Here is a 25,570-nt window from a genome sequence, read left to right on the forward strand (position 1 = left end):
TAATAGAAAGACTCAGTAGGGAGAATGCTATCCATGTTAGCCAAAAAACCTAAAGGCGCCACTGAAAAGCGCAAATCCAGTAGCGTATCAGGCTTAGTATGGATGTTTGTTGGTGCCTTGTTGACCCTAATGATCGGGGTATTTTTATATTTATCACCTTTGTTTGACTTCAATCCTTCAGGCGCTCCAGAAGCCGACCCTGATCGGCAAGTACAGCAGCGTGTGGGTACTGATACTGATAACAGCGATTATGAATTCTATGACATTTTGCCCAATCAAGAAATGGCCACTATCCCTGACGAAGCGCTTGGCGAACCTGATAGTCCTCAATCTGGTAATATCGAAGCTTTTGAGCCTGACGTAGTCATCACTCAACCTGATAATAATACTGCCAACAGTAATAATGATTCAGGTAACTTTGGGGTTACCGAGAATACTAGTAACGATAGTAATAAAAGTCCCTCGAATAATGTTAATAGTAGCAATGAAAATGATATTGTCATTGTAGAGGAGAATACTACCTATGATGGTAGTACACCCAGCACTGGCAGTGGATCAGTGAATAAGGCCAACACCGCTTCAGTTCCAAAACCTGTGGCTGCTAGCACTTATATTCTGCAAATAAATAGCTTTGGTAATGCTGATGAGGCTGATCGTCGCCGCGCTCAGGTACTGATGGCTGGCATCGATGCCCGAGTAGTGAAAAACACTACTAGTAGTGGCTCGCCTATCTATCAAGTAATCTCGCGGCCTATGAATAGTCGTCAAGTAGTTACTAATGCTCAGCAGCGTCTACAGAATAATGGCATTGACTCTATTATCGTTGAGCAGCGTCGCTAAACTTAATTTTTATCATAAGTTATCATAAAAAAAGCGTCAAAATGACGCTTTTTTTAGGGGCGTTTTATGGATAATATTGTTTTGGATTAGCCTTTTTGCTTACCTCTTAGATAAATAACTCAAGGACACCATATGACTGCTAGCACTCCTATAGCAATACCACCAAGCGTGGTGAAAGTATTTTTTCAAAAGTACTTTATTGATGCCTTTACTGGTATGGCTTTAGGGCTATTTGTAACCTTAATTGCAGGGCTGATTATTTCGCAAATAGGGGGGTGGTTGCAATTGCCGGTGTTGGTGGCTATCGGTAAGCTGGCTTCAGTATTGATGGGGGCAGGTATCGGGGTTGGAATAGCTTATTATCTAAAAGCTCCTACTTTAGTGATGCTTAGCTGTCTGGTAGCGGGCATGCTAGGCGCGCACTCCGAAGCGCTGATGGCAGGGACTTTGTTTATACCGCAAGCTGCTGGTCCAGCAACTTTTTTGGCGTTGCCGGGTAATCCTATTGGCGCTTATTTGGCTTCAGTATTTGCCTATCGTGCTGGCAGTTGGGTAGCCGGTAAGACTAAGCTCGATATCTTGCTAGTGCCCTTAGTGGTTTGTGCTAGCGCTTGGGCAGTATGCGCGCTGCTCAATCCTCCGGTAGTTGCGGCGGTCAATGCTATAGGTATAGGTATCCAAGCTGCTACTGAGCTACAACCGTTACTGATGGGCATAGTCATCGCCGTAGTAGTTGGGATTTTGCTAACGCTACCAACGTCTAGCGCAGCTATCTGTATCTCTATAGGTCTTGGGGGCTTAGCGGGCGGGGCAGCGGTGGTCGGCTGTGCCGCGCATATGATTGGCTTTGCGGTAGCTAGCTATAAAGATAATGGCTTTAGTGGGGTTATCTCGCAAGGCTTAGGTACTAGTATGTTGCAAATACCTAATGTGCTTAAGAAGCCGATGGTTCTATTACCAGCAGTGATAGCTAGTGCTATCGTTGGGCCTATAGCTACCGTCGGTTTTCAATTGGCTTGTACTGCTACTGGCGCTGGTATGGGCACGGCTGGCTTAGTGGGAGTGTTTGGAGTGATTGAGGCCTCACAGCCACTGATGAGTGCTACTGAGTTATGGACAGCGATTATCCTATTAATGTTCATATTACCTGCCCTCATTGCTGGGCTAGTAGCGCATTTGATGCGCCGTATGGGTTGGCTCGTCGCTGGTGATATGAAGTTACCATAAGCATTTTCTGCTATGGTTTTGTACTTTGCTTTTACTACTAGTCGCTAGTCAATTTATCGACAACAAAAAGCCCAACTAACTGAAATTAGCTGGGCTTTTTTACTACTAAAGTTCGCTAGGAAGGGGTTGCTAAGCAGACGTTAATAAGTCTTTAACAAAGACACCACCCTTAAAAGTCACGCTTAGCGACGAACATCTTTTGGCGCATCACCGTTCGGCCAATCTTTGTCTTTATTGGCTTTTACTGGACGCGGCAAGTGAGTAAAGTAGCCAGCGATATCGACAGCTTCTTGATCGCTTAGAGAGTTACCCTGACCAAAGGGCATTTTACCTTTAATAAAGGCGGCTGCCGTATAAGTACGAGCCATGCCAGCGCCATCGTTAAAGGAGTTGTCGCCAGCAACTGCTGGGAAAGTATAAGTGCCATCGTCGTTATATTGGCCTTCACCATTAGCACCGTGACAAACACTACATTTCTCTGCAAATAGCTTTTTGCCGTTGACAGTATCGGCCTCTAAGCTCTTGTCTATTTTTACAAAGCCACGACCTTCAGGAGAGACACCGAAGGGCATATCTTTTGACAACCAACTCATATAAGAAACCACAGCGTTCATATCATCTGAACCTAGCTCAAGCGCCTTACCGTTCATTGAGCGCTCAAAACAGCCGTTAATACGCTCCTGTATAACGTTGATACGACCAGCGCGACTGCGATAAAGAGGATAAATACTAGTAATATTATTCCAAGGCGCAGCATAAGCCTCTGAGCCATTACCTAAGTGACAGCTAGTACAGTTAAGCTGATTACCGACGTTATCAGGCAGCTCTTTATAAGTATGATTAACAATCTGTAGTCCACGGCGTACGGCTGCCCCATACTCATCATCAGGAATAGTTCCTATATCTGGCATGGTAATGGCTGGCTTAGCAGCGTCAGTGGCTTGATCAGTATTGGTGATATCGCTTATGTCTGTGATTGCAGGCATGTCATTCTTTAACTGAGCAGCGCGAGCTTCTAGTCCTTGCACCCGAGCTATCGCTGCGGCCTCGTTCACACGATCAACGGCTTTGGTGTCCTGCTCATTATTACTGCAACTAGTGACACCGATGCCACTAATAGCAAAAATAGTTGCCACAAGAAAAGAGGATTGGGCTGGTGAAAAAGTCTTCATTGGCATATCCTTATTATAAAAAATAATATGTACATATAAATTTATATGCTATGTTAGATAGTACAATGACCATATTATTGTTAAGTTTTTGTATTACACAAATAATGATTACAGGTGATCCACTATGGATTAGTGCTAGTATTAATAAAATTTAATTTATCAAGCACTTGAGCTGCAGAATATTAAAGTAATTAAAAGTCATAACTTCGTTAAACGCATGTATAAAACACAAACGTGCAGCACTTATACTGGTGAATGCGACAAGATTATCAGAGATTAAACAGAGAGAACTTAGTATTCTGTAAGTTAGCAGTAATATTATTATAACAAACAACAAGTGATAAAGTCTGATAAAAGTACTTTTAGATAAAATCATTAGTACTAAGACTATTCAATACCTTAACCTTTAACTGCTGTCTAGAAAAATAAGCCTTAAATAAAAACGCTCAAACATAATCAATGTTTGAGCGTTTTTTGGTTTTATTAGCCATAACTACTAGCTACAATCGTTATACTAAGCTCTCACTTAGAACTAGCTTTTTGACTGGTACTTTGGACTAAACTTGCGTGATAGTTTGACAGCACTATATAGAATAGTGGCGTAATGTGTCGGAAAAATACGTTGCACGACATCTATTACCTTGGCATCGTTACCGATCAAACAGCGCTTTTGGTCTGCTGCTGTGGCCTGTAAAATTACCCATGCTGCCTCATTAGCATCGAACTTTAACAGCTTATTAAAACTGCTTATTGCTTTGGCACTAGTACCCATACCTAGATCTCTTATACTCTCATTACCGCGGGCACTGTTGGCGATATTGGTCTTGATGCCACCTGGATGAATACAAGTAGCAGAAACGCCACAGCGCTGAATATCTAGCTCTTGACGTAAGCTTTCGCTAAAGCCACGTACTGCAAATTTACTAGCATTATAGGCAGACTGTGAGGGTTGAGCCGTTAAACCAAACAGGCTTGAGATATTAATAATATGACCATTCTCTGTGACAGTACTACCTTTACTTTGCTTGACACTATTTTTGATCAAGGGTAAAAATGCTTTAGTGCCATAGACTACACCCCAAAAGTTAATGTCCATCAGCCATTCGATCTCGCTGATACTACTGCCTTCCACTGTAGAATAAAGAGCGACACCAGCATTATTGAATATGAAGTTAACCTTGCCATAATCGACCATTACCTTTTGTGCCCAACCTTCTACGGCCTCCCTATCAGCGACATCGAGTATAATAGTAGTTACTTGGATATCGTAGTCTGTGAGCAGCTGTTGCGTCTGTGTTAGCGCTTCTGCATTGATATCTGCTAGCGCAACATGACAGCCCATTTTTGCTAAGTGAATAGCCAGTGCGCGACCTATACCGGAACCAGCGCCAGTAATAGCCGCCACATGATTCTGATAGTAGTCAGGCATTGGCTTATTAGTAATGGATGAGTTGGATAGATGCTGGCGTAGCGAAGCAGTCATAGTATTGAGCATGATAGGCACCCCTTGGTTATCTGAGTAATGATAAGCTACATTATTAGTACTATATATAATAAACACTAGTAAGATTAATGGACGCTGCTGTCATTTTATAAGCCTTATGGCACTGTAGTTGCTAATGCTTAGATAAATCAGCAGACATAAAAAAAGCGTCTAAACACTACTAGTGCTAGACGCTTCTTCAATAAAAGTCTCTCTAAGCTTCTCTACAGTCATTTCTGTAAAACGGCTTAAAATAAAACCCTAAGCTATCTTAGGTAATTTACCTTCAGTAATAACTTCTTCATCGACAGTAACGGTCTTAATGTCTGTCATCGATGGCAGCTCATACATAGTTTCTAACAGCACATTTTCCACGATAGAGCGCAAGCCACGCGCACCTGTTTTACGCTCCATAGCCTTTTTGGCAATAGCGTCAAGGGCGGCATCAGTAAAGGTGATTTTCGCACCCTCCATATCGAACAGATATTCATACTGTTTGACCAGCGCGTTCTTAGGTTTAGTCAATATTTGCACTAATGCCTCCTCATCCAGCTCTGTCAAAGCAGCTAGTACTGGCAAACGGCCGATTAGCTCTGGAATTAGACCAAATTTGATCAAATCCTCCGGCTCAACTTTTTGCAGTAGATCTGAGCTACGCTTGCTGTCATCTTTTGAGCTGACGTCGGCGTTAAAGCCAATACCTGTTTTTTCAGTACGTTGCTGAATGACTTTATCTAGACCTGCAAAGGCGCCACCAACGATGATTAGAATATTACTAGTATCAACTTGGATTAGCTCTTGCTGAGGGTGCTTACGACCACCATGAGGTGGAATAGCAGCGACTGTTCCTTCGATTAGTTTAAGCAAAGCTTGTTGTACGCCTTCACCTGATACATCACGAGTAATAGAAGGGTTCTCACCTTTTTTACTGATTTTATCGATCTCATCGATATAAATGATGCCTTGTTCGGCTTTGCCGACATCATAATTAGAAGCTTGTAGCAACTTTTGGACGATGTTTTCTACATCTTCACCGACATAACCAGCTTCAGTCAAAGTGGTGGCATCGGCCATAGCAAAAGGCACATCTAATAGACGCGCTAAAGTTTGGGCTAATAGCGTCTTACCTGAGCCGGTAGGCCCGATCAGCAAGATATTACTCTTAGACAATTCAACCATCGCTACATCAGCGCCAATCTTAGATTTTTTGCTATCACGAGCTAAGGTTTGGCTAACTTTTAGGCGCTTATAATGGTTATAAACGGCTACTGCTAGTGCTTTTTTAGCGGCATCTTGACCAATAACATACTCATCAAGCTTGGCTCGTAACTCTTTAGGGGTCGGTAGCTTTTTATTGACCCACGAAGTATCAAGGTCGCTATCATTATCATCGTCATCAGGTGAGCTATCAGCGATGAGATCGGTACATAGCTCGATACATTCGTTACAAATATTAGCATCGTCAGCCGCGATTAATTGTTTGACTTCTTTCTTGGCTTTTCCGCAGAACGAGCAATGCGGGGTTTTATCTTCTGCCATGTACAGGCACTCCTAATTTTTAAACTTGGCTTGTGTTTCAAAACTGACAACTCAAAACTGACAATTCAAAATTTACCAGTTAAAGCTTATATAGTCTAATGGGACACTCAAAACTAAAGCGCACTATACTAGTAGCATAATGCGCCTAGGTTTACTTTATATTTTAAGTTCAGTAGGGCGACGCTCTAGTACTTCATCTACTAAGCCATATTCTTTGGCTTCTTTAGCATCTAACCAATAGTCACGCTCAACGTCTTTCTCAATTTTTTCTACTGGTTGACCAGTACGCTCAGCCAAAATCTCATTTAAGCGAGCACGAGTTTTTAGAATTTCACGAGCATTAATTTCGATATCTGATGCTTGACCTTGAGCACCACCAGAAGGCTGGTGAATCATGACGCGGGCGTTAGCCAAGGCATAACGTTTGCCTCGTTCTCCAGCTGCCAAAAGAAAAGAACCCATGCTGTAAGCACCGCCCATACAGATAGTCGATACGTCAGGTTTGATAAAGTTCATAGTATCAAAAATAGCTAGGCCTGCACTAACTGAACCACCTGGTGAGTTGATATACAGATGAATATCTTTATCAGGGTTTTCAGCTTCTAAAAATAAGAGCTGGGCCACGATAAGATTAGCCATATGATCTTCAACTTGACCAGTTAAGAAGATAACCCGTTCACGCAATAAGCGTGAAAAAATGTCGAACGAACGCTCGCCACGCGCTGATTGCTCAACGACCATCGGCACTAGTGCACTCTGAGGTGCGCTTTGAGTGTTATGCATACCTTGGGCGTTGTGCGCGCTCATAAGCATATCGAAATGGGGATTGCTAGTAATGCGATCATAATCAGTCATGGAAAGATCCTATTGAAATATATAATATAAAAAACGGATTTTATTAAGAATAAGCTATTAATAATAAGTATTATTAAGAAAATAAGTGCCGTAATAGTAACTTTTTTTAGCAGCTAATAGTAAATGTTTACGGTAACAAATGATGAATTATTCCCTATTAATAAGGCGTCTGTAGTCATTTATCAAGGGCTAAGGATATAAAGCGCTAATAAAAATGCCCCAACAAGATTTGTTGAGGCATTATTTATACAACTATCAATAAAAAAGTTTCGATAAAAGCTATCAAAACTCTAGCTTATTATTTTGCTAAGCAAGCAAATTACATCGCTTGCTGCTGTTGTTGCTGCTGAGTAGCCAACAAATCTTGATAGCTAACTTCTTTGTCAGTTACTTTACCTTGTTCGATAAGGTAATCAACTACTTGGTCTTCTAATACTACTGACTCAATGTTGGCGCGTTGTTGCTTATCATTAGTGTAGTATTCGATAACTTCTGCTGGATCTTCGTAGTTTTCTGAAGCTTCTTTGATAAATTTCTCAACGCGTTCTTGATCCACTTCTAAGCCTTTAGTATCGATAACTCGAGCAACGATGATACCTAGACGGGCAGCACGTAGCGCTTGTTCTTCAAACAGCTCGTTTGGCAACATGTCTTTATCAAAGCTATCGGCATTAGAACCGAACTGCTGAGCGAAACGCTGCATCATCATGCTGCGCTGACGATCAATCTCTTGCTCTAACATAGCGTTAGGAACATCAAATTCGTTCTTTTCTAACAAGGCATCAAAAGTAGCTTGTTTAATCTGACTGCGGGCAGCGTTTTTGATTTCGCGTTCCATGTTCTTACGAACGTCTTCTTTTAGTTTTTCAACGCCACCTTCTTTAACTCCGAATAGCTCAAGGAACGCATCATCGATTTCAGGTAACTTAGATTTTTCAACTAATTTTACGTTGATTTTGAACTGAGCTTCTTTACCAGCTAATTCTTCTGCTTGATAATCTTCTGGGAAAGTTACGTCGATAACCTTTTCTTCGCCAGCTTTCAAGCCTTTGATACCCGCTTCGAAGCCTGGAATCATTTGGTTGCTACCAATAATCAATTTGAAGTCTTCAGCAGAGCCGCCTTCAAATTTCTCACCGTTGATTGAGCCTTCAAAATCAAAAGTAACTTGATTGCCTTTATCGGCTTTACCTTTTTTCTCTACAAACTCTTCACGTTGCTTTTGTAGGTTTTCAATCATAGTATCGACATCGGCTTCATCGACTTTCGCCATATGACGCTCAACTTCGATCTCATTGATACCTTGAACGTCAATTTCTGGGAAGATTTCAACAGTAGCCTGATAAACCAAGAAATCGTCTTCAAGTTTAACATCATCGATATTAGGCATGCCAACAGCGCGGATGTCTTCAGATTTGATAGCTTCAAAAACAGTATCACGGATCACGTCATTGATAACTTCTTGCTGAATACCGGCACCGTATTGGCTGCGGATATGCGACATAGGAACGTTACCTTTACGAAAGCCATCAATTTTGGCAGTTTTAGCCACTTGACGAATGCGACCTTCGACTTTGTTTTGGATTTTTTCAACTGGTACTTTTACAGTCAGCTGAGTTTCTTTGTTAGAAAGCTTGTTGGTTGTGACTTGTAGATCTGTAGCCATGTTAATTACACCTTTAGGATTGAAATATCAGGCAATCGCATTTTACAGCGCACAAGTTTACTTATGAGCCAATTGCCTTTGGAATGAATAGGGGATAGTAATAGCCGAAAAAAATATAATGCAATCAGCAATCGCCAAAGGCACTATAAACACCAGCTATTAAGTATCAGTAATACCTTACCAAAACGCCTTAAGTCTACTTATTTTTAGTTTAAATAAGCAAAGACAGCTGGTAATAAAATTATAAAAGTAGATTAGTATAATCTATCTACTAATTAAAGTAAAAATTATCTGTTTTACAGCGACCACCTTTATCGGCTATATAGTTAGCAGTGGCGCTATAATTGTTGTAATAATTGGCGAATAGCTTGTCCGCGATGACTAACCTTATTTTTGTCACTAGCACTGAGACTGGCTGCGGTCGCTTGCATATCAGGTAACCAAAATAGTGGGTCATAACCAAAACCACCGTCGCCATGCGCTTTTTCTAGGATTTCACCTTGCCATAAACCCTGAGCGATAATCGGTAGCGGATCATCCGCATGACGCACCATTGCCAATACGCAGACGAATAAACCTTTAATCGCAGTAGTAGGACTTTGAGCGCGTACAGACTGCAAGTCGGCAATGAGCTTAGCATTATTCTTGGCATCATCACCGTGCTCTCCAGCATAACGAGCAGAGTAGATGCCGGGTGCATTACCAAGTACTGGCACGCATAACCCAGAGTCATCGGCGATAGCCGGTAGACCACTGATGCGGCTGGCGTGTCGGGCTTTGATTATGGCGTTTTCGATAAAGCTTAAGCCATCTTCAATAGCATCCTCTATGTTCAGCTCGCCTTGCGGAATGATAGTGACGTTTAGGTTGGCTTCAGCGAACAGCCGCTTAAACTCGCTAAGCTTGCCTTTGTTATTACTGGCAAGTACCCAATCCTGTTGAAATATGTCGTTAGTTATAGGCTGATGTTGATTAGTTGGCATAAAGATAAGTCCATGATTTAAAATCTAATACTTTTAGTGTGAGTTTGCGTATGATATAACTGCTATGTAGTATATAAAAACTATAACATTCGGTAACGGATAGTTAGCGGTGTTATTGTTATACTGTATAGCAAGCTACAGTGAATTATAGCTTATAGCTTGTAAACTTTAAGTTAACAATCTGCAATTTATGCTTGTTGTTACTGATTATTGAGAGAAATTATTAATAATCAGCGTAACAATAACCAGTAAGTTGGCTTTAGGTTGCCTTTTAACTTTACAGCAAGTACGCTATTATATTCAGCACTATATTTATTCACTAATAATAAACTCAGCCAACTTAGCCTAACATCTTATAGAAGTTACTTTATAATCCCTATACTATACTAGGCTAAAACAGCAAGGATAAAATAACTATGACGACTATTACTTTACCAGAATTACCATATGCAAAAGACGCGCTAGAGCCACATATCAGTGCCGAGACCCTAGAATACCATCATGATAAGCATCACAATGCCTATGTGACTAAGTTAAACGAGTTGCTACCAGGTTCTGGTCTAGAAGACAAAACTTTGTCAGAAATCATCGTAGCAACTGCTAAAGATGACAGCAAACAAGGTATGTTTAACCAAGCAGCGCAAGTATGGAACCACACTTTCTATTGGAACTGCATGACGCCTGATAATGGCGGCGGCGAACCTACTGGTGATTTGAAAGCTAAAATCGAAGAAGATTTCGGTAGCTATGATAAGTTTCGTGAAGAGTTCAAAAATGCAGCAATGACTCAGTTCGGTTCAGGTTGGGCATGGCTAGTTGCTGATAAAGTTGGCGGCAAATTATCTATCGCTAAAACAGCTAACGCTGATACTCCATTAGCACATGACCAAGTAGCGGTATTAACTTGTGATGTATGGGAACATGCTTACTATATCGATTATCGTAACCGTCGTCCTGATTATGTTGACACGTTCCTAGACAAACTAGTGAACTGGGACTACGCAAACGCTAAATATAAAGGTCAAGATGCTGGTGTTGAAGAGTAATATTTAAACACTACTATCTTAGCTTTATAAATAAAAGAGGACGCCGCGAGGTGTCCTTTTTTTGGTTTTGATTATTTGATAATAACCTATTTATGCTTATCTCTTTGTTTAATATGTTCTTGAGTTTCAAGTGGGATTAAATCTGAATACAAGCTTTCTAGCTCCTTAGGTTTAGTAATCAACTCATAAGCAATGTAGTTTAAAATGTCAAATAGTTTACGAGCGATTTCTATGTTGTCATCTAAATCTATCTGACCAGGATGAACTGCATTGTTACCTACAACTCTTAATAAATCTAAAGCTTTTTGCATTTGCGGACTTAGGTTGTCAGCTACTAAGTCCTTAATATCGTTATTGATGTTTTTTCCATTTCCACCTATTTGTTTTAGAAGCTTTTGAAGGGCTAAACGTAAAAGAGCAGTAGAACCTTTTGGTGAATCGATTAGAATACTTGAAGCCTCAATGTATAGAGCTTTGATATCTTCGTCTAAATCATCATTAGGTGGGAGAACTGTTGTTTTCTTAGGATAGACAATTTTTTCGTCTACCCACAAAGTAAAATTTTGACATGAGGAACAAGTGGCTAATGCAAACCCTGTAGGTATATACTTAGTAAATACTTGTTGAAAATTTCTATTAGTATTCTTTAAAAAGATAGAGATGTAGTTTTGAACGTAACTCTCAACCCCTTGTCTATAGTCTAAAAATATATGATTAAAAATTTTCGTAACTGCACTGCTAGCATTATATGAATTAAACCATTCTTGAGTCGCAAGAGTATTACAGTGCGGACATTGAAATTTATCTTTTCCAAATTCAGGTATCATGTATTACTCCATAAATTGAATATTATTAGTCTTTGTAGGGTGCGCCCTGCGCACCATTAAGAATAAATGCTTAAATTAAGTTCCGCATATCTTCGGTAAGTTTTACTACCCATACAAAATAACGTTTCGAATAATCATCGGTGCGCGGGGCGCACCCTACGCCTTAACATCGCAATATTATAATAAGCATGAGCATTAACCGTGTTTTGAAAGAAAATATAAAGCGTATCAAAGTGCTGACGCTGATTGGAAATCTCTTATGACTTGTAAGTTAATTTGCAGTATCAATCCTCATCAACCAACTCCCAACCATCATCCACAACCGAATCATCAAACACTCTTTCAAAGCCTTGCTTTATCAATTCAAAGCGTGACGGCTGAGGTTTATTATCGATAGTAACCACTGGCGCGTCTATTGGTTCAATCGCTTGCCATTGATTGTTTTCAGGATTCTTAGTCGCTAACACAAAACTAAAAAACGCCGTATCACCCGCCATCATCCGTAAGTCATCGACGACTAATTGCTCATTATTTTTAGTAGAGTCGCTATTAGGCGTTTGCGTTCGATAACCTGTCCAATCCCCTGAGAACCAATCCAAACGTTTAGCATAATGCTGATTGGTTTGTGGTATCGCTGCTTGAATAGCTTGCGAATCGGCATATTGTGTTAAATAGCGATATTCGGGTAGACGCTTATCCAAGATGCTACCGCGCAACTCAATAAGCTGTTTATTATCATCTTCTGCAAGAGTACGCCACATCAAAATAGTGGGTAATACGGGCATCGTTTTAATACGGGCGATATCGTTTATACCAGCCGCTGCTAGGGTTTGCTCAGCTTTATCTTGAGCTTGATATTTCAATCCCAATGACAGCAGCAAATAGCTACTACTTACCATCAGCATTATTACGGCCAAACGCTGAAAATTCGCTAATAAACCCTGTTTAAAAACACTAAGACTACGCCCTTTTACTAGTCCAAAGATCATCGCAAAAAGCAGTGGCAAAGTGTAAAGCGGATCGATAATAAAGATGGAGGCAATGCTAAAAGGTGTTAAAGATAAAGACTCTTGTAATGGCCAAAATAGCTGTGTGCCGTAGACCGTAAAGCTATCAAGTATCGGATGCGTGGTCAGCGCCAAAGTCATGGCGAGTGCTAAGCGTCTGGCTGAGTAGGGGAAGGGCATGTCACGCCATCGATGGTAACGGGTGATTAGCCAAGCGCCTAATAGTCCCACTATAGTCAAGACAATTAGCGAATGACTAAAGCCGCGATGATAAGTCATGTTGCTGACAGGATCGCCATAACGAATAAGCACATCCAAATCAGGAAGCGTGCCGAGCATTGCACCGTACAGATAGGCCTTGCGACCTTGATATTTACCGAGGATAGCCCCTTGAACGCTGGCACCTAAGACGATTTGACTGAGTGAATCCATAGGAAGTAAAAGGCTCTTCGTAAAATTTAATAGTTTTTGTAGGGTGGGTTAGTTTTATTCTATTCTCGCAGAGAATGAAGATAAAACGTAACCCGCCACTGTCATCCAGACTATTGTTATATTGGCAAATGTTATCTAAACTATTTGGCGGATTACGCTTCGCTAACCACACCCTACGAACCTTGCGTATCAAGATTAATAAGTCTACAAAACATTAAAATCATAAGCTTTTAAAGCCTCTCTTAACATCGCAATATTATAATAAGCATGAGCATTAACGGTGTTTTGAAAGAAAATATAGAGCGTATCAAAGTGCTCGCGTTGATTGGCAATCGTCTGTGCCCAGTCCTGCATCTCCGCCTCGCTATAACGATAATCATGACGATCAGATGCACTCATCGCGCCCCACCAGTTTAGATTATTGCCATGCATGCGTAGATAGCCAGTACGCTCGGTAAATATCAGCCGTGACGGTGGTAGACCATTCACCTTGGGGTAATCAACGCTGCACCAGATAATACCTTGCTCTTTAAAGCTATCAACCACTTGCGCAGTATGCCAACCGTTATGACGAAACTCTACCGCTAATGGATAGTCCTGAAACCAGCTGACTAGCTTAGCTAAATACAGCCGATGGTCACGAGTACGATCAAAGCCATGGGGAAACTGTAGCAATAGTGGTGCTAGACAATTTGCCTCTACTAAGGGACTGAGGGCGTTGATAAAAGCTTGTGCGTGTTCGGCAGAGCCTTTTCTAGCGTGAGTAAAATCTTGGTGTAGCTTAATAGCGAACCTCAGCTCACTGTCTGCTTGTACATAAGCTTTATTAACCATCCCAGCAAAGGCTTTTTGACCGATAGGCGCATAAAAGGTGCTGTTTATTTCTACTGCACCATATTGTCTAGCGTATTCACGCAGGAAGTCCGTTTTTTTTGTACCCGTAGGATAGAGGGTGCCGAGCAGATCAGTATCGCTATAGCCGCCCGTGCCAAGATAGACAGTCGGCGTATGGTTATTAGCCGCTTCGATAGTGGACGTAGGCGCTAAAGGATTCAGGGTCGCCGCAGTGTTGACCATAAATTACTCGCTTATCATTAAAAATACCAAAGTTAGAATAGTAAGGTAGACAATGCCATCATCCATAGGATAAATAGTAGCGTTAACGCTAGGAATTGCGCGGCAGAGCCAACATCTTTGCCAATCTTAGCTAACGGATGTTGCTGAGTAGAAGTATGGTCAATACTGGCTTCTAACCCCGTATTAAACAATTCAACGATAATAGATAAAAAAGAGGCGATTAACAGTATCATCTTCATACTGATAGCCAAAGGAATAAAGATAATGACGATGAGCAATACTAGATTGAGCCAAAAGGCTTGGCGAAAAGCCGCTTCGTTCTTATAAGCGGCCATAAAGCCATCGGCAGAGTAGCCCGCAGCTTTGACGATACGTCCAAAACCGGCCTTGCCTTTGGCCTTACCAGCGAAACTATCCGCTGCCAATGAAGCCGTATCTGGGGTGTGCTCGGCATGATCATTATGCTGATGCTGAAGGGAATCAACAGATGAGCTGTCATTGAAGGTAGACTCATTAAGTTTGTGAAGCTTATTATTATCCATATAAAACCACCATCCATAGTTATTGATAGGTAGTATTTTAGCATGAGCATAAAGGTAGCAAAGCCATCAATAAGCCTATTTTTGTTCAATTATTTAATGGAGGAAATTGAATACAGTGATTAGTTCTGGCTAATTTAAATAGCGATATTTAGTAGCTTAAAGCTTAAATAAGGTACCTGTTTATTTATTACGCTTCCATAACCATTCGATAAGCTCAAGAAGTCCATTATCATCAATGCCAGAATCAGAATCAGAATCCATATCAGGGCTGAGCTCACGTATTATAGCGGCGCGACCTTGGTCGAATAATGACTGCGCATAACGTTTGGCAGCCTCGACCCCCATAAGTTTGACGTAAGTCGATTTATCTAACTTTTCATCGCTACCGGCAGGCTTGCCCAAAGTATCAGTGCTAGTAGTTACGTCTAAGATATCGTCTTGAACTTGAAAAGCCAAACCAATATATTGCGCACATTCTTCTAACGCCATACGCTGCGGTGCGGTAGCCTCAGCACAGACAGCGCCCATCAGCATAGCCGCCTCAATCAAAGCGCCGGTCTTATCACGATGGATAGCTTCTAGTTGCAGTTGCGAAACAGTAGCGCTGGCCTCCGCATTAAGATCAAGCATTTGCCCTGACACCATGCGCCGTGCACGAGGAGCAAATATCGCCAATAAGGCACTAGCTATGTTGGCATCAAAAGGGGCAAAGGTCGGCATCTCAGCCGTCAACACTTCAAAAGCCAAGGTTTGCAGTACATCCCCGGCTAATAGTGCGCTTGCCTCATTAAATACAATATGACAAGTAGGCTGTCCGCGACGTAGAGCATCATCATCCATACAAGGTAAATCATCATGTACTAAAGAGTAAGTATGCAGTAGCTCTACGGCCAACGCCGCACGTCGACACATATCATAATGTACTTCACCAGTCAGCAGCGGTTCCAGAGAAGGGTCTAAAACCGAGTCTAAAATAGGATCAAAAAACTGCTGGTTAGTCACTAACGAGTCAGTAAAGATAGCTTGATTGATGTCACTGTTATTACTAGTGTTAAGGTTATTAAGCGCATCAATAGTAGCAAAACTACTAGCTACCAATAATGGTCTTACTAACTTGCCTTGGCCAGTCATCACGTAGCGACAGGCCTCATTAAGGGGACTCGGTAATTGGGCGTAGTTAAATAGCGAATCAATATCTTGCGCTAACTGGCTACGCAGCGAGCTGTGCAGCTGCTTAAAAGAGACGAAAGGGATGAAACGTGGAGCAATAGGGGCAGTCATAATCCAACTCATAAAAAGGTGAAGGATAAAAATAACCTTAGTGTAGCATGTTAGCCAGCAGCCCTTATATAGCTTTCATTCACACCTTTATCGATGGCTTCATAAACCTTTATTCCCTTTGGTTATCTTATGGCTAGGCTAAGAATAAGTTTTTGCTAGGGTTAGTTACGTTTGGACGATTTAACTTGTCTGACGAATGTGTTGTTATAGGGTAGTAGAAGCAGTTTATCTGGGCAAGATTCACTGACAATAGTCTGTCGATGCCGACCGCTATTGCAAGGTGGGATTACTAAACTAACGGGTCGCTCTCGACTTAGCAGCGACTTAATAATGACTTGCGAGTATGGTTTTAGCTTGTGACAGTGAGGGGCATAATCCCCTACACTAATTAACGTTAAAAAAGTCCCATGATCTAACTGATGATTTAAACCAGAAAAATTTAAACGAAAGATATTTAAATACAGAAGATCAGTTAATAGTTTTAGCCAACAACGAAGCGCAATATCAATAGACGCTAAATAATAAAGATATCAGCATTGCCTATTCCTGCAAGTTACCAAGCTTGTAGGTAAGCAATGCTATTACTCAGACTACCAATAATACTGTGCTGTTGCTTGTTAACTAACAGCCAGATTTTATTAGGTGGCTCTATAAAACATAGCTGTTTAACCAATAGCTTTTTAATACATGGCAAGGAGTTTCAAATGGTATACCAAGGAAATCGCATCACGGTAAGCATGCTAGATGACGGCATCGCCAACATGCATTACAACGCCGAAAATGAGAGCGTAAATAAATTTGATGCTGAAACCAATAAGCAATTTGGTGAAGCAGTAACTGCTTTAGAAAAAGCCAGTGATATTAAGGGATTAATCGTAACTTCAGGTAAAGGCGTGTTTATCGCTGGCGCAGATATTACTGAGTTTGTGGCATCATTTAAGCAATCAGAAGAAAGTATTAAAGACTGGGTTATTAGTATTAATAAAGATTTTAATCGCTTTGAAGATTTACCATTCCCAAAAGTAGCGGCCATCAATGGTGCCGCACTGGGTGGTGGCTGTGAGATGACGCTAGTTTGTGAATATCGGGTCATGAGCGAAAAAGCCATTATTGGTTTGCCTGAAACGCAACTGGGCATCTTCCCAGGCTTCGGAGGTACTGTACGTAGCACGCGTATCATCGGTATTGATAATGCACTTGAATTGATCGCTACTGGAACCCCTAAAAAAGCCCTGGACGCGCTAAAATTAGGCTTAGTTGATGCGACTGTAGCGGCTGATGACGTACAAGATGCTGCTATTGATTTAGTGAAAAAATGTATCTCAGGTGAGCTTGATTGGCAAGCACGTCGTTATGAAAAGCTAAATCCAGTTAAGCTCAATGCCCTCGAGCAAGCGATGGCGTTTAGCAGTGCTAAAGCCATGATCTTTGCCAAAGCCAATCCTAAGCAGTATCCAGCACCAGCATTAGCAATTGAAGCTATTGAGAAGCACGTTAACTTATCGCGTGATGAAGCTATTGCAGTAGAAGCAGCAGGTTTTGCTAAAGCTGCTAAGACCCCGCAAGCTGAGAGCTTAGTAGGTCTGTTCTTAAGCGATCAACTGGTCAAAAAGCTGGCTAAGCAACACAGCAAGCAAGCGCATGAGATTGATGAAGCAGCCGTGTTAGGCGCAGGCATTATGGGTGGCGGTATTGCCTATCAAGCTGCTAGCAAAGGCTTGCCTATTATCATGAAAGATATCAAATCTGAGCAACTAGATTTGGGTATGGGTGAAGCGAGTAAGCTACTAGGTAAGATGGTTGACCGTGGCAAAATGACGGCTACTGAAATGGGCACAACTTTGAGCCGTATCCGCCCAACGCTTAACTATGGTGATTTTGCTGAGACTGATATCGTCATTGAAGCCGTAGTAGAAAATCCAAACGTCAAGCGTGCGGTACTAAAAGAGGTCGAAGGCTTAGTAAAAGACGACTGTATCCTAGCGTCAAATACTTCAACAATTTCTATTACCTTTTTAGCAGAAGCGCTGGCACGTCCAGAGAACTTCGTTGGTATGCATTTCTTTAACCCAGTACATCGTATGCCTTTGGTTGAAGTTATCCGTGGCAAGAAGTCATCAGAGCAAGCGATCGCTACTACAGTGGCACTAGCTAGTAAGATGGGCAAAGTACCCGTTGTCGTTAATGATTGTCCAGGTTTCTTAGTTAACCGTGTACTGTTCCCATACTTCGGGGCATTTGATTTATTGCTTAAGCAAGGCGCTGATTTCGTCAATGTCGATAAAGTTATGGAAAAATTCGGCTGGCCTATGGGCCCTGCTTATCTAATCGATGTGGTCGGTTTGGATACAGGTGTTCATGGCGCAGAAGTGATGGCAGAAGGCTATCCTGATCGTATGAAGGCTGATTATAAAGGCGCAATTGAGCATCTTTATGATAATAAGCGCTTAGGTCAGAAGAACGGTGTTGGCTTCTACAAGTACGCCATGGACAAACGTGGCAAGCCTCAAAAGACTGCTGATGAAGCTACTTATGAGCTGTTAAAGGCGACTACTGATAGCGAAAAGCAAACTTTCGATGATCAAGCGATTATTGATCGTACTATGCTAGCTTTTTGCAACGAGACGGTACGCTGCTTAGAGGATAACATTGTCAGCACGCCATCTGAAGCGGATATGGCTATGATTATGGGCGTTGGTTTCCCACCATTCCGCGGTGGACCTTGTCGTTATATCGACCAGATGGGCCTAGATAACTACTTGGCATTGTGTGAAAAATACGCATACCTTGGCAAAGCTTATGAAGCCCCACAAAAGATTCGTGATATGGCAGCAGCAGGCGAGACCTTTTACGCTACTGCATAATGAGCACACACTATTAGGATAAGTAACGTAAGCGCTGGTTGAACGCAGTTTTATTGATAGTGATTAATCTGTTATCGAACTGCTATCAAGCTATTAATAAGTTATTAGCAGTGAGAGTTCATTTACAGCGCAACCGTTACTGACAATAAAAATTTAAAAGGAAAATAGTATGACAACTTTAAGTCCAAATGATGTGGTTATCGTAGATGGCGTACGCTCAGCGATGGGTAAAACGAAAAATGGTATGTTCCGTCACGTGCGTGCCGATAGCTTATCAGCAGAGCTAGTTCGTGCTTTAGTTCTGCGCAACCAATTCGATCCTAATGATATTGAAGACATTATTTGGGGTTGTGTTAATCAAACCTTAGAGCAAGGGCTGAATATCGGTCGCAATATCGGTCTATTGGCTGATATTCCAAAAACTGCTGGCGGCCAAACCGTTAACCGTCTTTGTGGCTCATCGATGCAAGCATTGCATACTGCGGCTGCGCAAATCATGACCAATCAAGGCGACACTTTTATTATCGGTGGTGTTGAGCACATGGGTCACGTAGGCATGATGCATGGCGTCGATCTAAACCCAGCGGCTTCTAAGCACTATGCCAAGGCCTCTAATATGATGGGCTTGACTGCAGAAATGCTAGGTCGCATGAACGGTATTACTCGTGAAGAGCAAGACGCTTTCGGTTTAGAGTCACATCGCCGTGCGTGGGAAGCGACGACTGAAGGCCGTTTCAAAAATGAAATCATCGGCATCGAAGGCCATGACGAAGCAGGTCGCCTGCAACTGTGTACTGTAGATGAAGTGATTCGTCCCGATGCGACGATGGAGCAAATGCAGAAGCTACGTCCAGCCTTTGATCCTAAAGGGGGTACAGTAACCGCAGCGACTTCATCAGCACTATCAGATGGGGCCTCAGCTATGTTGGTTATGAGCGCACAAAAAGCCAAAGATTTAGGTCTGAAGCCCCGTGCTCGTATTCGTAGTATGGCTATCGCTGGTTGTGATGCGGCTATTATGGGTTATGGTCCAGTACCAGCTACTCAAAAAGCCTTAAAACGTGCGGGCTTAAGCCTCGATGATATCCAAACTATCGAGCTAAACGAAGCCTTTGCTGCGCAGAGCTTAGCGGTTATCAAATCTATGGGTTTGACCGACAAGCAAGACATCATTAACATCAATGGTGGGGCGATTGCTTTAGGCCATCCGCTTGGCTGTTCAGGCGCACGTATTACCGTGACTTTGCTCAATGCTATGGAGCACATGGATACTGAAATCGGTCTAGCGACTATGTGTATCGGTCTTGGCCAAGGCATCGCTACTATTATTGAGCGGGTTTAGCACTATCGGTAATAGTGATCGGCAGTAATTAAGAAAGTCTAGCGACTAACAAAGCTGATATTTATCGACTGATTATTGCTTAATCGCTGCTAAAACAAACGCCTCTAACTTAAGGTTAGGGGTGTTTTTTTGTTTGTAGTGCATTAAAGTGGCTTGAGGGCAGAAAGCTAATATCGATTGGCTCACTCAAGGTTGCGGCAAGCAGCGTAGCTATTATGGTCAAAAATAATTACTGAATTCATCAATAGGGAGCACGGGTAAAAAATAGTTATAACCCAGTAACAGATGATAAGTTGTTACTAGAGATTATCCTCATTGACGACCTCAACAAAATATGACTAAATAAGAAAGGCTTTTATAACTATAATGGCAATAATTACTATAGTTTTATAAAAGTGCATTATTTTATAAAAATATATTATCTCATAAAAACAAAGGAATCTGTTGCCCCCTGCTGCAGATGTACAAGGAGTGTATTATGGCTACTATGATAACGGATCGTACTTACCGCATTGCGCGTGAGAACACGCAAGCGATGATTATTGACGTACAAGAACGCCTAACCCCACATATCAATGACCATGAAAGTATCGTCAAAAAAATCTCTACTTTAATTCAAGGTCTACAAGCGCTTGATATTCCTATTATGCTCAATGAGCAATATAAAAAAGGTTTAGGCGAGACTTTGCCTGAGATAAAAGAGCTGCTGAATGAGAATAATAAAAAAGGCTTTGAAAAACTTACTTTTAGTGCTTGTGACAACGATGATTCATGGAATCATTTGGCGCAGCAAAATCGTAGCATCGTGTTATTAATGGGCGTTGAGACTCATGTTTGTGTGCTGCAAACGGCTCTTGATCTACTCGATAACGGCATGCAACCGGTGATTATTGGCGATGCCGTAGGCTCACGTTTTCCCTATGACAAAAAGCAAGCCATTCGCCGTATTCGCCGTGCTGGTGGGGTTATTACTACTGTAGAAACAGTGTTGTTTGAGCTGTGCCGTAGTAGTGCTGACCCAGCATTCAAAACTATTAGTAATTTAATCAAATAATAGGCTTGCTTAATAATAAGTTGATTTTTAATCGATAAGGCAGAGCCAATGGGTAGAGTAAAGCAGTATGGTCTAAATAGTTTCTTGATACTGATATTATCAGTTGCTATAACCGCGCCAGTCTCTGCTGCTAGCTCTATCAGTAGCGGTAACAAGCTGGCAGTAGATGCCAAAAAGCAAATCGGCGTCACTGTCAGTTACGACCCGACTTATCGCAAGCTTGATTTCCCACGTGGCGATGTAGCACAAGATACTGGGGTCTGTACTGATGTGGTAGTACGAGCTTACCGTTTGCAAAATATCGATCTGCAACAGCTTATTAACGTCGATATGAAAGCGAATTTTTCTGCTTATCCTAACACTTGGGGTCTAAAATCAACTGATAAAAATATTGACCATCGCCGTGTGCCTAATTTAGAGACTTATTTTACTCGTCATGGACAGCCGTTATCAGTAACCGATAAGGCAGGGTTTTTAGCGGGTGACATTGTTTCTTGGCGATTACCTACTAGTAATCTGCCGCATATCGGCATAGTTTCAGACAAGTTAGCTGCTGACGGTACGCCGCTTATTATCCATAACATCGGTCGTGGTACTCAAGAAGAAAACATCCTTTTTACTTATCCAATTAAAGGCCATTTTCGTTATTAATACCCTCAGTATTACCGCATTAATATTTATCTCTTAGTGCTATTAAAAACAGCCGCTAACGAATTAACGCTAGCAGCTGTTTTTATAAGGTAGTGTTGGCAACATTTTAGATCATGCTATGTGGTTTACTAGCAAAATCTTATTCAGCGTTTGCTAAGCCTAATAGCTGTCCCATTTCAACTTTAGCATTAGCACTCATGCTCTGTTGCCAATCCGCTTTAGCTGCTTTTGGCAGAATAACGATGGCCGTTGAGCCTAAGTAAAAACGCCCAAGCTCAGCACCTTTTGCTAAAGTCATATCATGCTGTTGCAGTTGAATGTCTTTGCTACGGGTGATGCGACCAGTAGCTACGGTTTCGATACCAGCGACGATCATGGCTCCGACCATCACTACTGCAGCTTTGCCATACTCAGTATCGAAGATGCAAACCAAACGCTCATTACGTGCAAACAGATCCGGCACGTTAGCGGCTGTGCTATTATTAACCGAAAATAAAGTTCCAGGTACGTAGCGAGTGGTGGTTAGAGTACCAGCAAACGGCATATGTACCCGATGATAGTTGCTAGGAGCTAGATAAACCGTAGCAAAGCTACCCTCAGCAAAATAATCACCGTCGTCTTTATTAGCTAGCAATTGGCCGATATCGTAATAGCTGCCTTTAGCTTGCAACAATTTGCTATCTTCTATCTGTCCCAACTGCGATATAACGCCATCAGCAGGACTAACGATACCATTGACAGTCGCATCGATAGTACGGGCATCGTCTTTGAGCTCACGAGTAAAAAAATCATTAAAGCTCTCGTAGGCGTTAAAGCTTTGGCGCTCATATTCTTTTAAGCTGACGCCATAAGCTTTTGCAAAGCTGCGAATAAAAGCCCGCTTAACTAGCGGATGACGACTAGCGGCTAAGCGACCAGCAACGCGACTGAGCTTCTGCTGCGGAACAAACTGTTGAATAGTAGTAAATAAAGTCATAACAGGCTACCAAGATGATTTTTTGAATAAAGTATTTGATAAAGAGGGTGTTGTTAAGCGGTTTAGTAAACAATAGTAAAATATAATAATATTGTGGCGTATTTTATCACGGTGAGGGGCATTCATATGCTTATAATTGGTTAAGGAAAAATTTAATGAAAGCACTTATTCAGCGTGTTAAGCATGCTAATGTCAAAGTTGATGGGCACAGCATCGGCGCTATCGAACAGGGAATCTTGGCTTATATCGGTCTTGGTCACGATGATGATAAACAAAGTATGCAGCGCTTAGTCGATAAAATCCTGACTTATCGTATTTTTGACAATACTATCGACCCCACTAAGCTAGGTAAATTGGACCAAAATCTACAACAAGTTGGCGGTGGCTTATTATTAGTCTCGCAATTCACCTTAATGGCCAATACTAATAATGGGCGTCGGCCTGACTTTGGCCCAGCAATGTCTCCTGATGCAGCGCAATTGTTGTTCGCAGAGATGATAGCCTATGCGCAGAGTCAATATTCGATCGTTGCTAGCGGTGAATTCGGCGCAAATATGCAGGTTGAAAGTATCAATGATGGGCCTTTGAGCTTTTTACTTGAGGTTTAATAAAGCTAAAGTTATTGCGTCGATAAGCACTATGTAGGTAATTTACGCTATATCTTAATAGCAGTGCTTGTCATCAAGTAGTCATAATTAAAGGCTTTAATAGTAGGCTAATAAAAAACCAATAAAAACTAATGAACCAATAGCTGATACAGACTTAGCCTATAGTAAATCAAGCTAGTATCACTATTAAAACTGTTACCAATATAAGGTCATAGTATGCAAAATGAGCGGATTTTGATCGTTGAAGATGAGCCAGCGATTAGTGAGATGATCGTAATGACGCTAGAGATAGCTGGGTTCGATTGCTTGCAAGCCGCTAATATCTCAGAGGCGCACCAACAAGTCGTTGATCACCGTCCAGCATTGATTTTGCTAGACTGGATGTTACCTGGTGATAAAAACGGTATTGATTTTTGTCGCATGCTCAAAAAAGATCAAATGTATGCGGAGATTCCAGTGATTATGCTGACCGCAAGAGGCGAAGAAAACAATAAAGTCCATGGCTTAGATGCTGGTGCTGATGACTATATTACTAAACCATTCTCAACTCGCGAACTGGTATCAAGAATCAAAGCCGTACTACGTCGTAGTAGTGCCTTGAGTGCTGATAAACCTATCGATATTGGTAAGCTCAGTCTCGATACTAAAAGCCAGCGTCTAACGACTGAGGGTAAGGTTATTGATATTGGCCCAACAGAATATCGATTACTAGCGTTTTTTATGACTCATCCTGAACGTGCATATACTCGTACTCAACTGTTAGATCAAGTTTGGGGCGGCAATGTTTATATTGAAGATCGTACTATCGATGTGCATATTCGCCGTTTGCGTAAGCTTCTACAGCCGTATGACTGTGACAGATTGATTCAGACGGTTCGCGGCACTGGCTATCGATTCTCTAGCTTATTGCAGGCAGACTAGATTTACTATAAAAATAACGGTAATGCAGCTGCTTATAAAATGATGGACAAACCTATGATACCCGCTATAACCGTAACGCCTGTCACTGAAAATGAGCAACAACATGAGCAAAACCAAATAGATCAGCAACAGGCGATAGGTCAGCTCGAAAAAATAAGAAGCTCGTTGCGAGCATTGCAAGATGCCGTAGTATTACTTGATCATAATGACGGCTTGGAATGGTGGAATCAGGCAGCGCAAACGCTATTGCTGTTGCAAGTCGGTGATAAGGGTAACTGTATTTTTGATTTCATCAAGGGCCCTGAGTTTCGAGATTATTATCAAGCCATATCTATAAGTACGGAGACCTCTAATGATGGTGTGCACATGGCATCATGGCGAGATCCTAAGCGTTATCTTAGATGTGAAATCACCCCTTTTGGTGATAATAAACTGTTAATTATCTACGATGAAACGCGCTTGCATCATTTAGAACAAATGCGCCGCGATTTTGTCGGTAATGTCTCTCACGAACTGCGTACACCTTTGACCGTGCTGATGGGTTATCTAGAAAACTTTTCTGAGCAAGAAGACATCACTCCGCAGTGGCGGCGCGGTTTTGAGTTAATGACTCAGCAAACCACACGGATGAATCGAATCATTAATGATTTACTGCTGCTGTCTAAAATTGAAATTGAAGAGACTCATCAGCTAGAATACATAAATATGACTAAACTACTCACCCAAGTTTATGATGATGCGCAGGCTTATAACCAAGAATACGGTCATACTATTCATTTGCACATAGACACTTATGATGGCTTATATGGCTCGGAGATGTATCTAAATAGTGCCTTATCCAATTTAGTCATCAATGCCATTAAATATACCCCAAAAGGGGGCAATATAGAGATAAGTTGGACCAAAACCTCTGAAGGCTGCTGCTTTGCGGTCACTGATGATGGCATTGGTATTGCAGACACTCATATCGCCCGTTTGACTGAGCGCTTTTATCGTGTTGATAGTAGTCGCAGTCGTGCTACTGGAGGTACAGGGTTGGGGCTTGCGATCGTTAAGCACGTGCTGTACCAACATAATACTAGCCTGCATATTAACTCTAAACAAGACATGGGCTCTACTTTTAGTGCTAAGTTTCCAATGTCACAAGTTCGAACTTCGGTTGATAATTAGGTTGTAG

At 41.7% G+C, this 25,570-nt stretch carries 22 protein-coding genes; 10 read left to right on the forward strand and 12 right to left on the reverse strand.

The annotated features are described in order from the left end of the window. The first annotated feature begins 33 nt into the window (after positions 1-33). Together KPY62_RS09880 and KPY62_RS09885 are read left to right on the forward strand one after the other, a co-directional pair. On the forward strand, positions 34-840 hold the full coding sequence (locus KPY62_RS09880; RefSeq protein WP_216581840.1) for an SPOR domain-containing protein: 807 nt from the start codon (positions 34-36) through the stop codon (positions 838-840). Between the two features lie 132 nt (positions 841-972). Beyond that, positions 973-2,067 carry a PTS transporter subunit IIC gene (locus KPY62_RS09885; protein WP_216581841.1) on the forward strand — a complete coding sequence of 365 codons (1,095 nt, stop codon included), beginning with the start codon at positions 973-975 and terminating at the stop codon, positions 2,065-2,067. A gap of 182 nt (positions 2,068-2,249) precedes the next feature. Here the strand turns inward: KPY62_RS09885 and KPY62_RS09890 are convergent, their stop codons facing one another. The 6 genes from KPY62_RS09890 to rdgB form a co-directional block, all read right to left on the reverse strand. Then, positions 2,250-3,239, reverse strand: a complete 990-nt coding sequence (locus KPY62_RS09890; protein ID WP_216581842.1) for a c-type cytochrome — start codon at positions 3,237-3,239, stop codon at positions 2,250-2,252. A 532-nt stretch (positions 3,240-3,771) separates the two neighbouring features. Then, complete coding sequence (locus KPY62_RS09895) at positions 3,772-4,668, reverse strand: SDR family NAD(P)-dependent oxidoreductase (protein WP_216583302.1); 897 nt, start codon at positions 4,666-4,668, stop codon at positions 3,772-3,774. A gap of 315 nt (positions 4,669-4,983) precedes the next feature. Further along, positions 4,984-6,261 carry an ATP-dependent protease ATP-binding subunit ClpX gene (gene clpX / locus KPY62_RS09900; RefSeq protein ID WP_216581843.1) on the reverse strand — a complete coding sequence of 426 codons (1,278 nt, stop codon included), beginning with the start codon at positions 6,259-6,261 and terminating at the stop codon, positions 4,984-4,986. A gap of 156 nt (positions 6,262-6,417) precedes the next feature. Continuing rightward, on the reverse strand, positions 6,418-7,116 hold the full coding sequence (clpP, locus tag KPY62_RS09905) for an ATP-dependent Clp endopeptidase proteolytic subunit ClpP (protein ID WP_416384037.1): 699 nt from the start codon (positions 7,114-7,116) through the stop codon (positions 6,418-6,420). A 319-nt stretch (positions 7,117-7,435) separates the two neighbouring features. After that, entirely contained in the window at positions 7,436-8,782 is a 1,347-nt protein-coding gene (gene tig, locus KPY62_RS09910; RefSeq protein ID WP_216581844.1) for a trigger factor, read from the reverse strand. A gap of 338 nt (positions 8,783-9,120) precedes the next feature. After that, positions 9,121-9,765 (reverse strand): RdgB/HAM1 family non-canonical purine NTP pyrophosphatase, encoded by a 645-nt coding sequence (gene rdgB / locus KPY62_RS09915; RefSeq protein WP_216581845.1) that lies wholly within the window; start codon positions 9,763-9,765, stop codon positions 9,121-9,123. A 416-nt stretch (positions 9,766-10,181) separates the two neighbouring features. Between rdgB and KPY62_RS09920 the strand changes: the two genes are divergently transcribed. After that, positions 10,182-10,811: a superoxide dismutase gene (locus KPY62_RS09920; protein ID WP_216581846.1), complete on the forward strand. Its 630-nt coding sequence runs from the start codon at positions 10,182-10,184 to the stop codon at positions 10,809-10,811. Positions 10,812-10,897: 86 nt separating this feature from the next. On the opposite strand, the gene KPY62_RS09925 is transcribed toward KPY62_RS09920, so the two are convergent. From KPY62_RS09925 to KPY62_RS09945, 5 genes are all read right to left on the reverse strand, one after another. Then, the gene (locus KPY62_RS09925) at positions 10,898-11,638 is read right to left on the reverse strand and encodes a DUF4145 domain-containing protein (protein ID WP_216581847.1); all 741 of its coding nucleotides are present in this window, start codon (positions 11,636-11,638) and stop codon (positions 10,898-10,900) included. Positions 11,639-11,922: 284 nt separating this feature from the next. Next, positions 11,923-13,077 carry a metal-dependent hydrolase gene (locus KPY62_RS09930; protein WP_216581848.1) on the reverse strand — a complete coding sequence of 385 codons (1,155 nt, stop codon included), beginning with the start codon at positions 13,075-13,077 and terminating at the stop codon, positions 11,923-11,925. Between the two features lie 204 nt (positions 13,078-13,281). Then, the gene (locus KPY62_RS09935) at positions 13,282-14,154 is read right to left on the reverse strand and encodes a DUF72 domain-containing protein (protein ID WP_216581849.1); all 873 of its coding nucleotides are present in this window, start codon (positions 14,152-14,154) and stop codon (positions 13,282-13,284) included. A 32-nt stretch (positions 14,155-14,186) separates the two neighbouring features. Continuing rightward, positions 14,187-14,696 carry a diacylglycerol kinase gene (locus KPY62_RS09940; protein ID WP_216581850.1) on the reverse strand — a complete coding sequence of 170 codons (510 nt, stop codon included), beginning with the start codon at positions 14,694-14,696 and terminating at the stop codon, positions 14,187-14,189. 180 nt (positions 14,697-14,876) lie between these two features. Next, positions 14,877-15,989, reverse strand: coding sequence for a polyprenyl synthetase family protein (locus tag KPY62_RS09945; protein WP_216581851.1), 1,113 nt, complete (start codon positions 15,987-15,989; stop codon positions 14,877-14,879). Positions 15,990-16,681: 692 nt separating this feature from the next. On the opposite strand from KPY62_RS09945, the gene fadB reads away from it, so the two are divergent. The 4 genes from fadB (at position 16,682) to KPY62_RS09965 (ending at position 21,888) form a co-directional block, all read left to right on the forward strand. Further along, positions 16,682-18,841 carry a fatty acid oxidation complex subunit alpha FadB gene (fadB, locus tag KPY62_RS09950; protein WP_216581852.1) on the forward strand — a complete coding sequence of 720 codons (2,160 nt, stop codon included), beginning with the start codon at positions 16,682-16,684 and terminating at the stop codon, positions 18,839-18,841. Between the two features lie 169 nt (positions 18,842-19,010). Continuing rightward, the gene (fadA, locus tag KPY62_RS09955; protein ID WP_216581853.1) at positions 19,011-20,183 is read left to right on the forward strand and encodes an acetyl-CoA C-acyltransferase FadA; all 1,173 of its coding nucleotides are present in this window, start codon (positions 19,011-19,013) and stop codon (positions 20,181-20,183) included. Between the two features lie 478 nt (positions 20,184-20,661). Next, a complete protein-coding gene (locus KPY62_RS09960) occupies positions 20,662-21,237 on the forward strand; it encodes an isochorismatase family protein (protein WP_216581854.1) in 576 nt (191 codons plus the stop codon). Positions 21,238-21,285: 48 nt separating this feature from the next. Beyond that, entirely contained in the window at positions 21,286-21,888 is a 603-nt protein-coding gene (locus KPY62_RS09965) for a DUF1287 domain-containing protein (RefSeq protein ID WP_216581855.1), read from the forward strand. Positions 21,889-22,027: 139 nt separating this feature from the next. On the opposite strand, the gene asd is transcribed toward KPY62_RS09965, so the two are convergent. Then, on the reverse strand, positions 22,028-22,864 hold the full coding sequence (asd, locus tag KPY62_RS09970; RefSeq protein ID WP_216581856.1) for an archaetidylserine decarboxylase: 837 nt from the start codon (positions 22,862-22,864) through the stop codon (positions 22,028-22,030). A gap of 155 nt (positions 22,865-23,019) precedes the next feature. Between asd and dtd the strand changes: the two genes are divergently transcribed. The 3 genes from dtd to phoR all read left to right on the forward strand — a co-directional run bounded on the left by dtd (position 23,020) and on the right by phoR (position 25,563). Then, positions 23,020-23,472, forward strand: coding sequence for a D-aminoacyl-tRNA deacylase (dtd, locus tag KPY62_RS09975; RefSeq protein WP_216581857.1), 453 nt, complete (start codon positions 23,020-23,022; stop codon positions 23,470-23,472). 216 nt (positions 23,473-23,688) lie between these two features. Next, positions 23,689-24,393 carry a phosphate regulon transcriptional regulator PhoB gene (gene phoB / locus KPY62_RS09980; protein ID WP_216581858.1) on the forward strand — a complete coding sequence of 235 codons (705 nt, stop codon included), beginning with the start codon at positions 23,689-23,691 and terminating at the stop codon, positions 24,391-24,393. A gap of 54 nt (positions 24,394-24,447) precedes the next feature. Further along, a complete protein-coding gene (phoR, locus tag KPY62_RS09985; RefSeq protein WP_216581859.1) occupies positions 24,448-25,563 on the forward strand; it encodes a phosphate regulon sensor histidine kinase PhoR in 1,116 nt (371 codons plus the stop codon). Positions 25,564-25,570: the final 7 nt, after the last annotated feature.

The organism is Psychrobacter sp. TAE2020 (assembly GCF_018919485.1).
GTDB lineage: Bacteria > Pseudomonadota > Gammaproteobacteria > Pseudomonadales > Moraxellaceae > Psychrobacter.

Coding starts and splice junctions, on each gene's coding strand:
- KPY62_RS09880 (WP_216581840.1), top strand. CDS start 34: ATGTTAGCCAAAAAACCTAAAGGCGCCACTGAAAAGCGCAAATCCAGT.
- KPY62_RS09885 (WP_216581841.1), top strand. CDS start 973: ATGACTGCTAGCACTCCTATAGCAATACCACCAAGCGTGGTGAAAGTA.
- KPY62_RS09890 (WP_216581842.1), bottom strand. CDS start 3,239: ATGAAGACTTTTTCACCAGCCCAATCCTCTTTTCTTGTGGCAACTATT.
- KPY62_RS09895 (WP_216583302.1), bottom strand. CDS start 4,668: ATGCCTGACTACTATCAGAATCATGTGGCGGCTATTACTGGCGCTGGT.
- clpX (WP_216581843.1), bottom strand. CDS start 6,261: ATGGCAGAAGATAAAACCCCGCATTGCTCGTTCTGCGGAAAAGCCAAG.
- clpP (WP_416384037.1), bottom strand. CDS start 7,116: ATGACTGATTATGATCGCATTACTAGCAATCCCCATTTCGATATGCTT.
- tig (WP_216581844.1), bottom strand. CDS start 8,782: ATGGCTACAGATCTACAAGTCACAACCAACAAGCTTTCTAACAAAGAA.
- rdgB (WP_216581845.1), bottom strand. CDS start 9,765: ATGCCAACTAATCAACATCAGCCTATAACTAACGACATATTTCAACAG.
- KPY62_RS09920 (WP_216581846.1), top strand. CDS start 10,182: ATGACGACTATTACTTTACCAGAATTACCATATGCAAAAGACGCGCTA.
- KPY62_RS09925 (WP_216581847.1), bottom strand. CDS start 11,638: ATGATACCTGAATTTGGAAAAGATAAATTTCAATGTCCGCACTGTAAT.
- KPY62_RS09930 (WP_216581848.1), bottom strand. CDS start 13,077: ATGGATTCACTCAGTCAAATCGTCTTAGGTGCCAGCGTTCAAGGGGCT.
- KPY62_RS09935 (WP_216581849.1), bottom strand. CDS start 14,154: ATGGTCAACACTGCGGCGACCCTGAATCCTTTAGCGCCTACGTCCACT.
- KPY62_RS09940 (WP_216581850.1), bottom strand. CDS start 14,696: ATGGATAATAATAAGCTTCACAAACTTAATGAGTCTACCTTCAATGAC.
- KPY62_RS09945 (WP_216581851.1), bottom strand. CDS start 15,989: ATGAGTTGGATTATGACTGCCCCTATTGCTCCACGTTTCATCCCTTTC.
- fadB (WP_216581852.1), top strand. CDS start 16,682: ATGGTATACCAAGGAAATCGCATCACGGTAAGCATGCTAGATGACGGC.
- fadA (WP_216581853.1), top strand. CDS start 19,011: ATGACAACTTTAAGTCCAAATGATGTGGTTATCGTAGATGGCGTACGC.
- KPY62_RS09960 (WP_216581854.1), top strand. CDS start 20,662: ATGGCTACTATGATAACGGATCGTACTTACCGCATTGCGCGTGAGAAC.
- KPY62_RS09965 (WP_216581855.1), top strand. CDS start 21,286: ATGGGTAGAGTAAAGCAGTATGGTCTAAATAGTTTCTTGATACTGATA.
- asd (WP_216581856.1), bottom strand. CDS start 22,864: ATGACTTTATTTACTACTATTCAACAGTTTGTTCCGCAGCAGAAGCTC.
- dtd (WP_216581857.1), top strand. CDS start 23,020: ATGAAAGCACTTATTCAGCGTGTTAAGCATGCTAATGTCAAAGTTGAT.
- phoB (WP_216581858.1), top strand. CDS start 23,689: ATGCAAAATGAGCGGATTTTGATCGTTGAAGATGAGCCAGCGATTAGT.
- phoR (WP_216581859.1), top strand. CDS start 24,448: ATGATACCCGCTATAACCGTAACGCCTGTCACTGAAAATGAGCAACAA.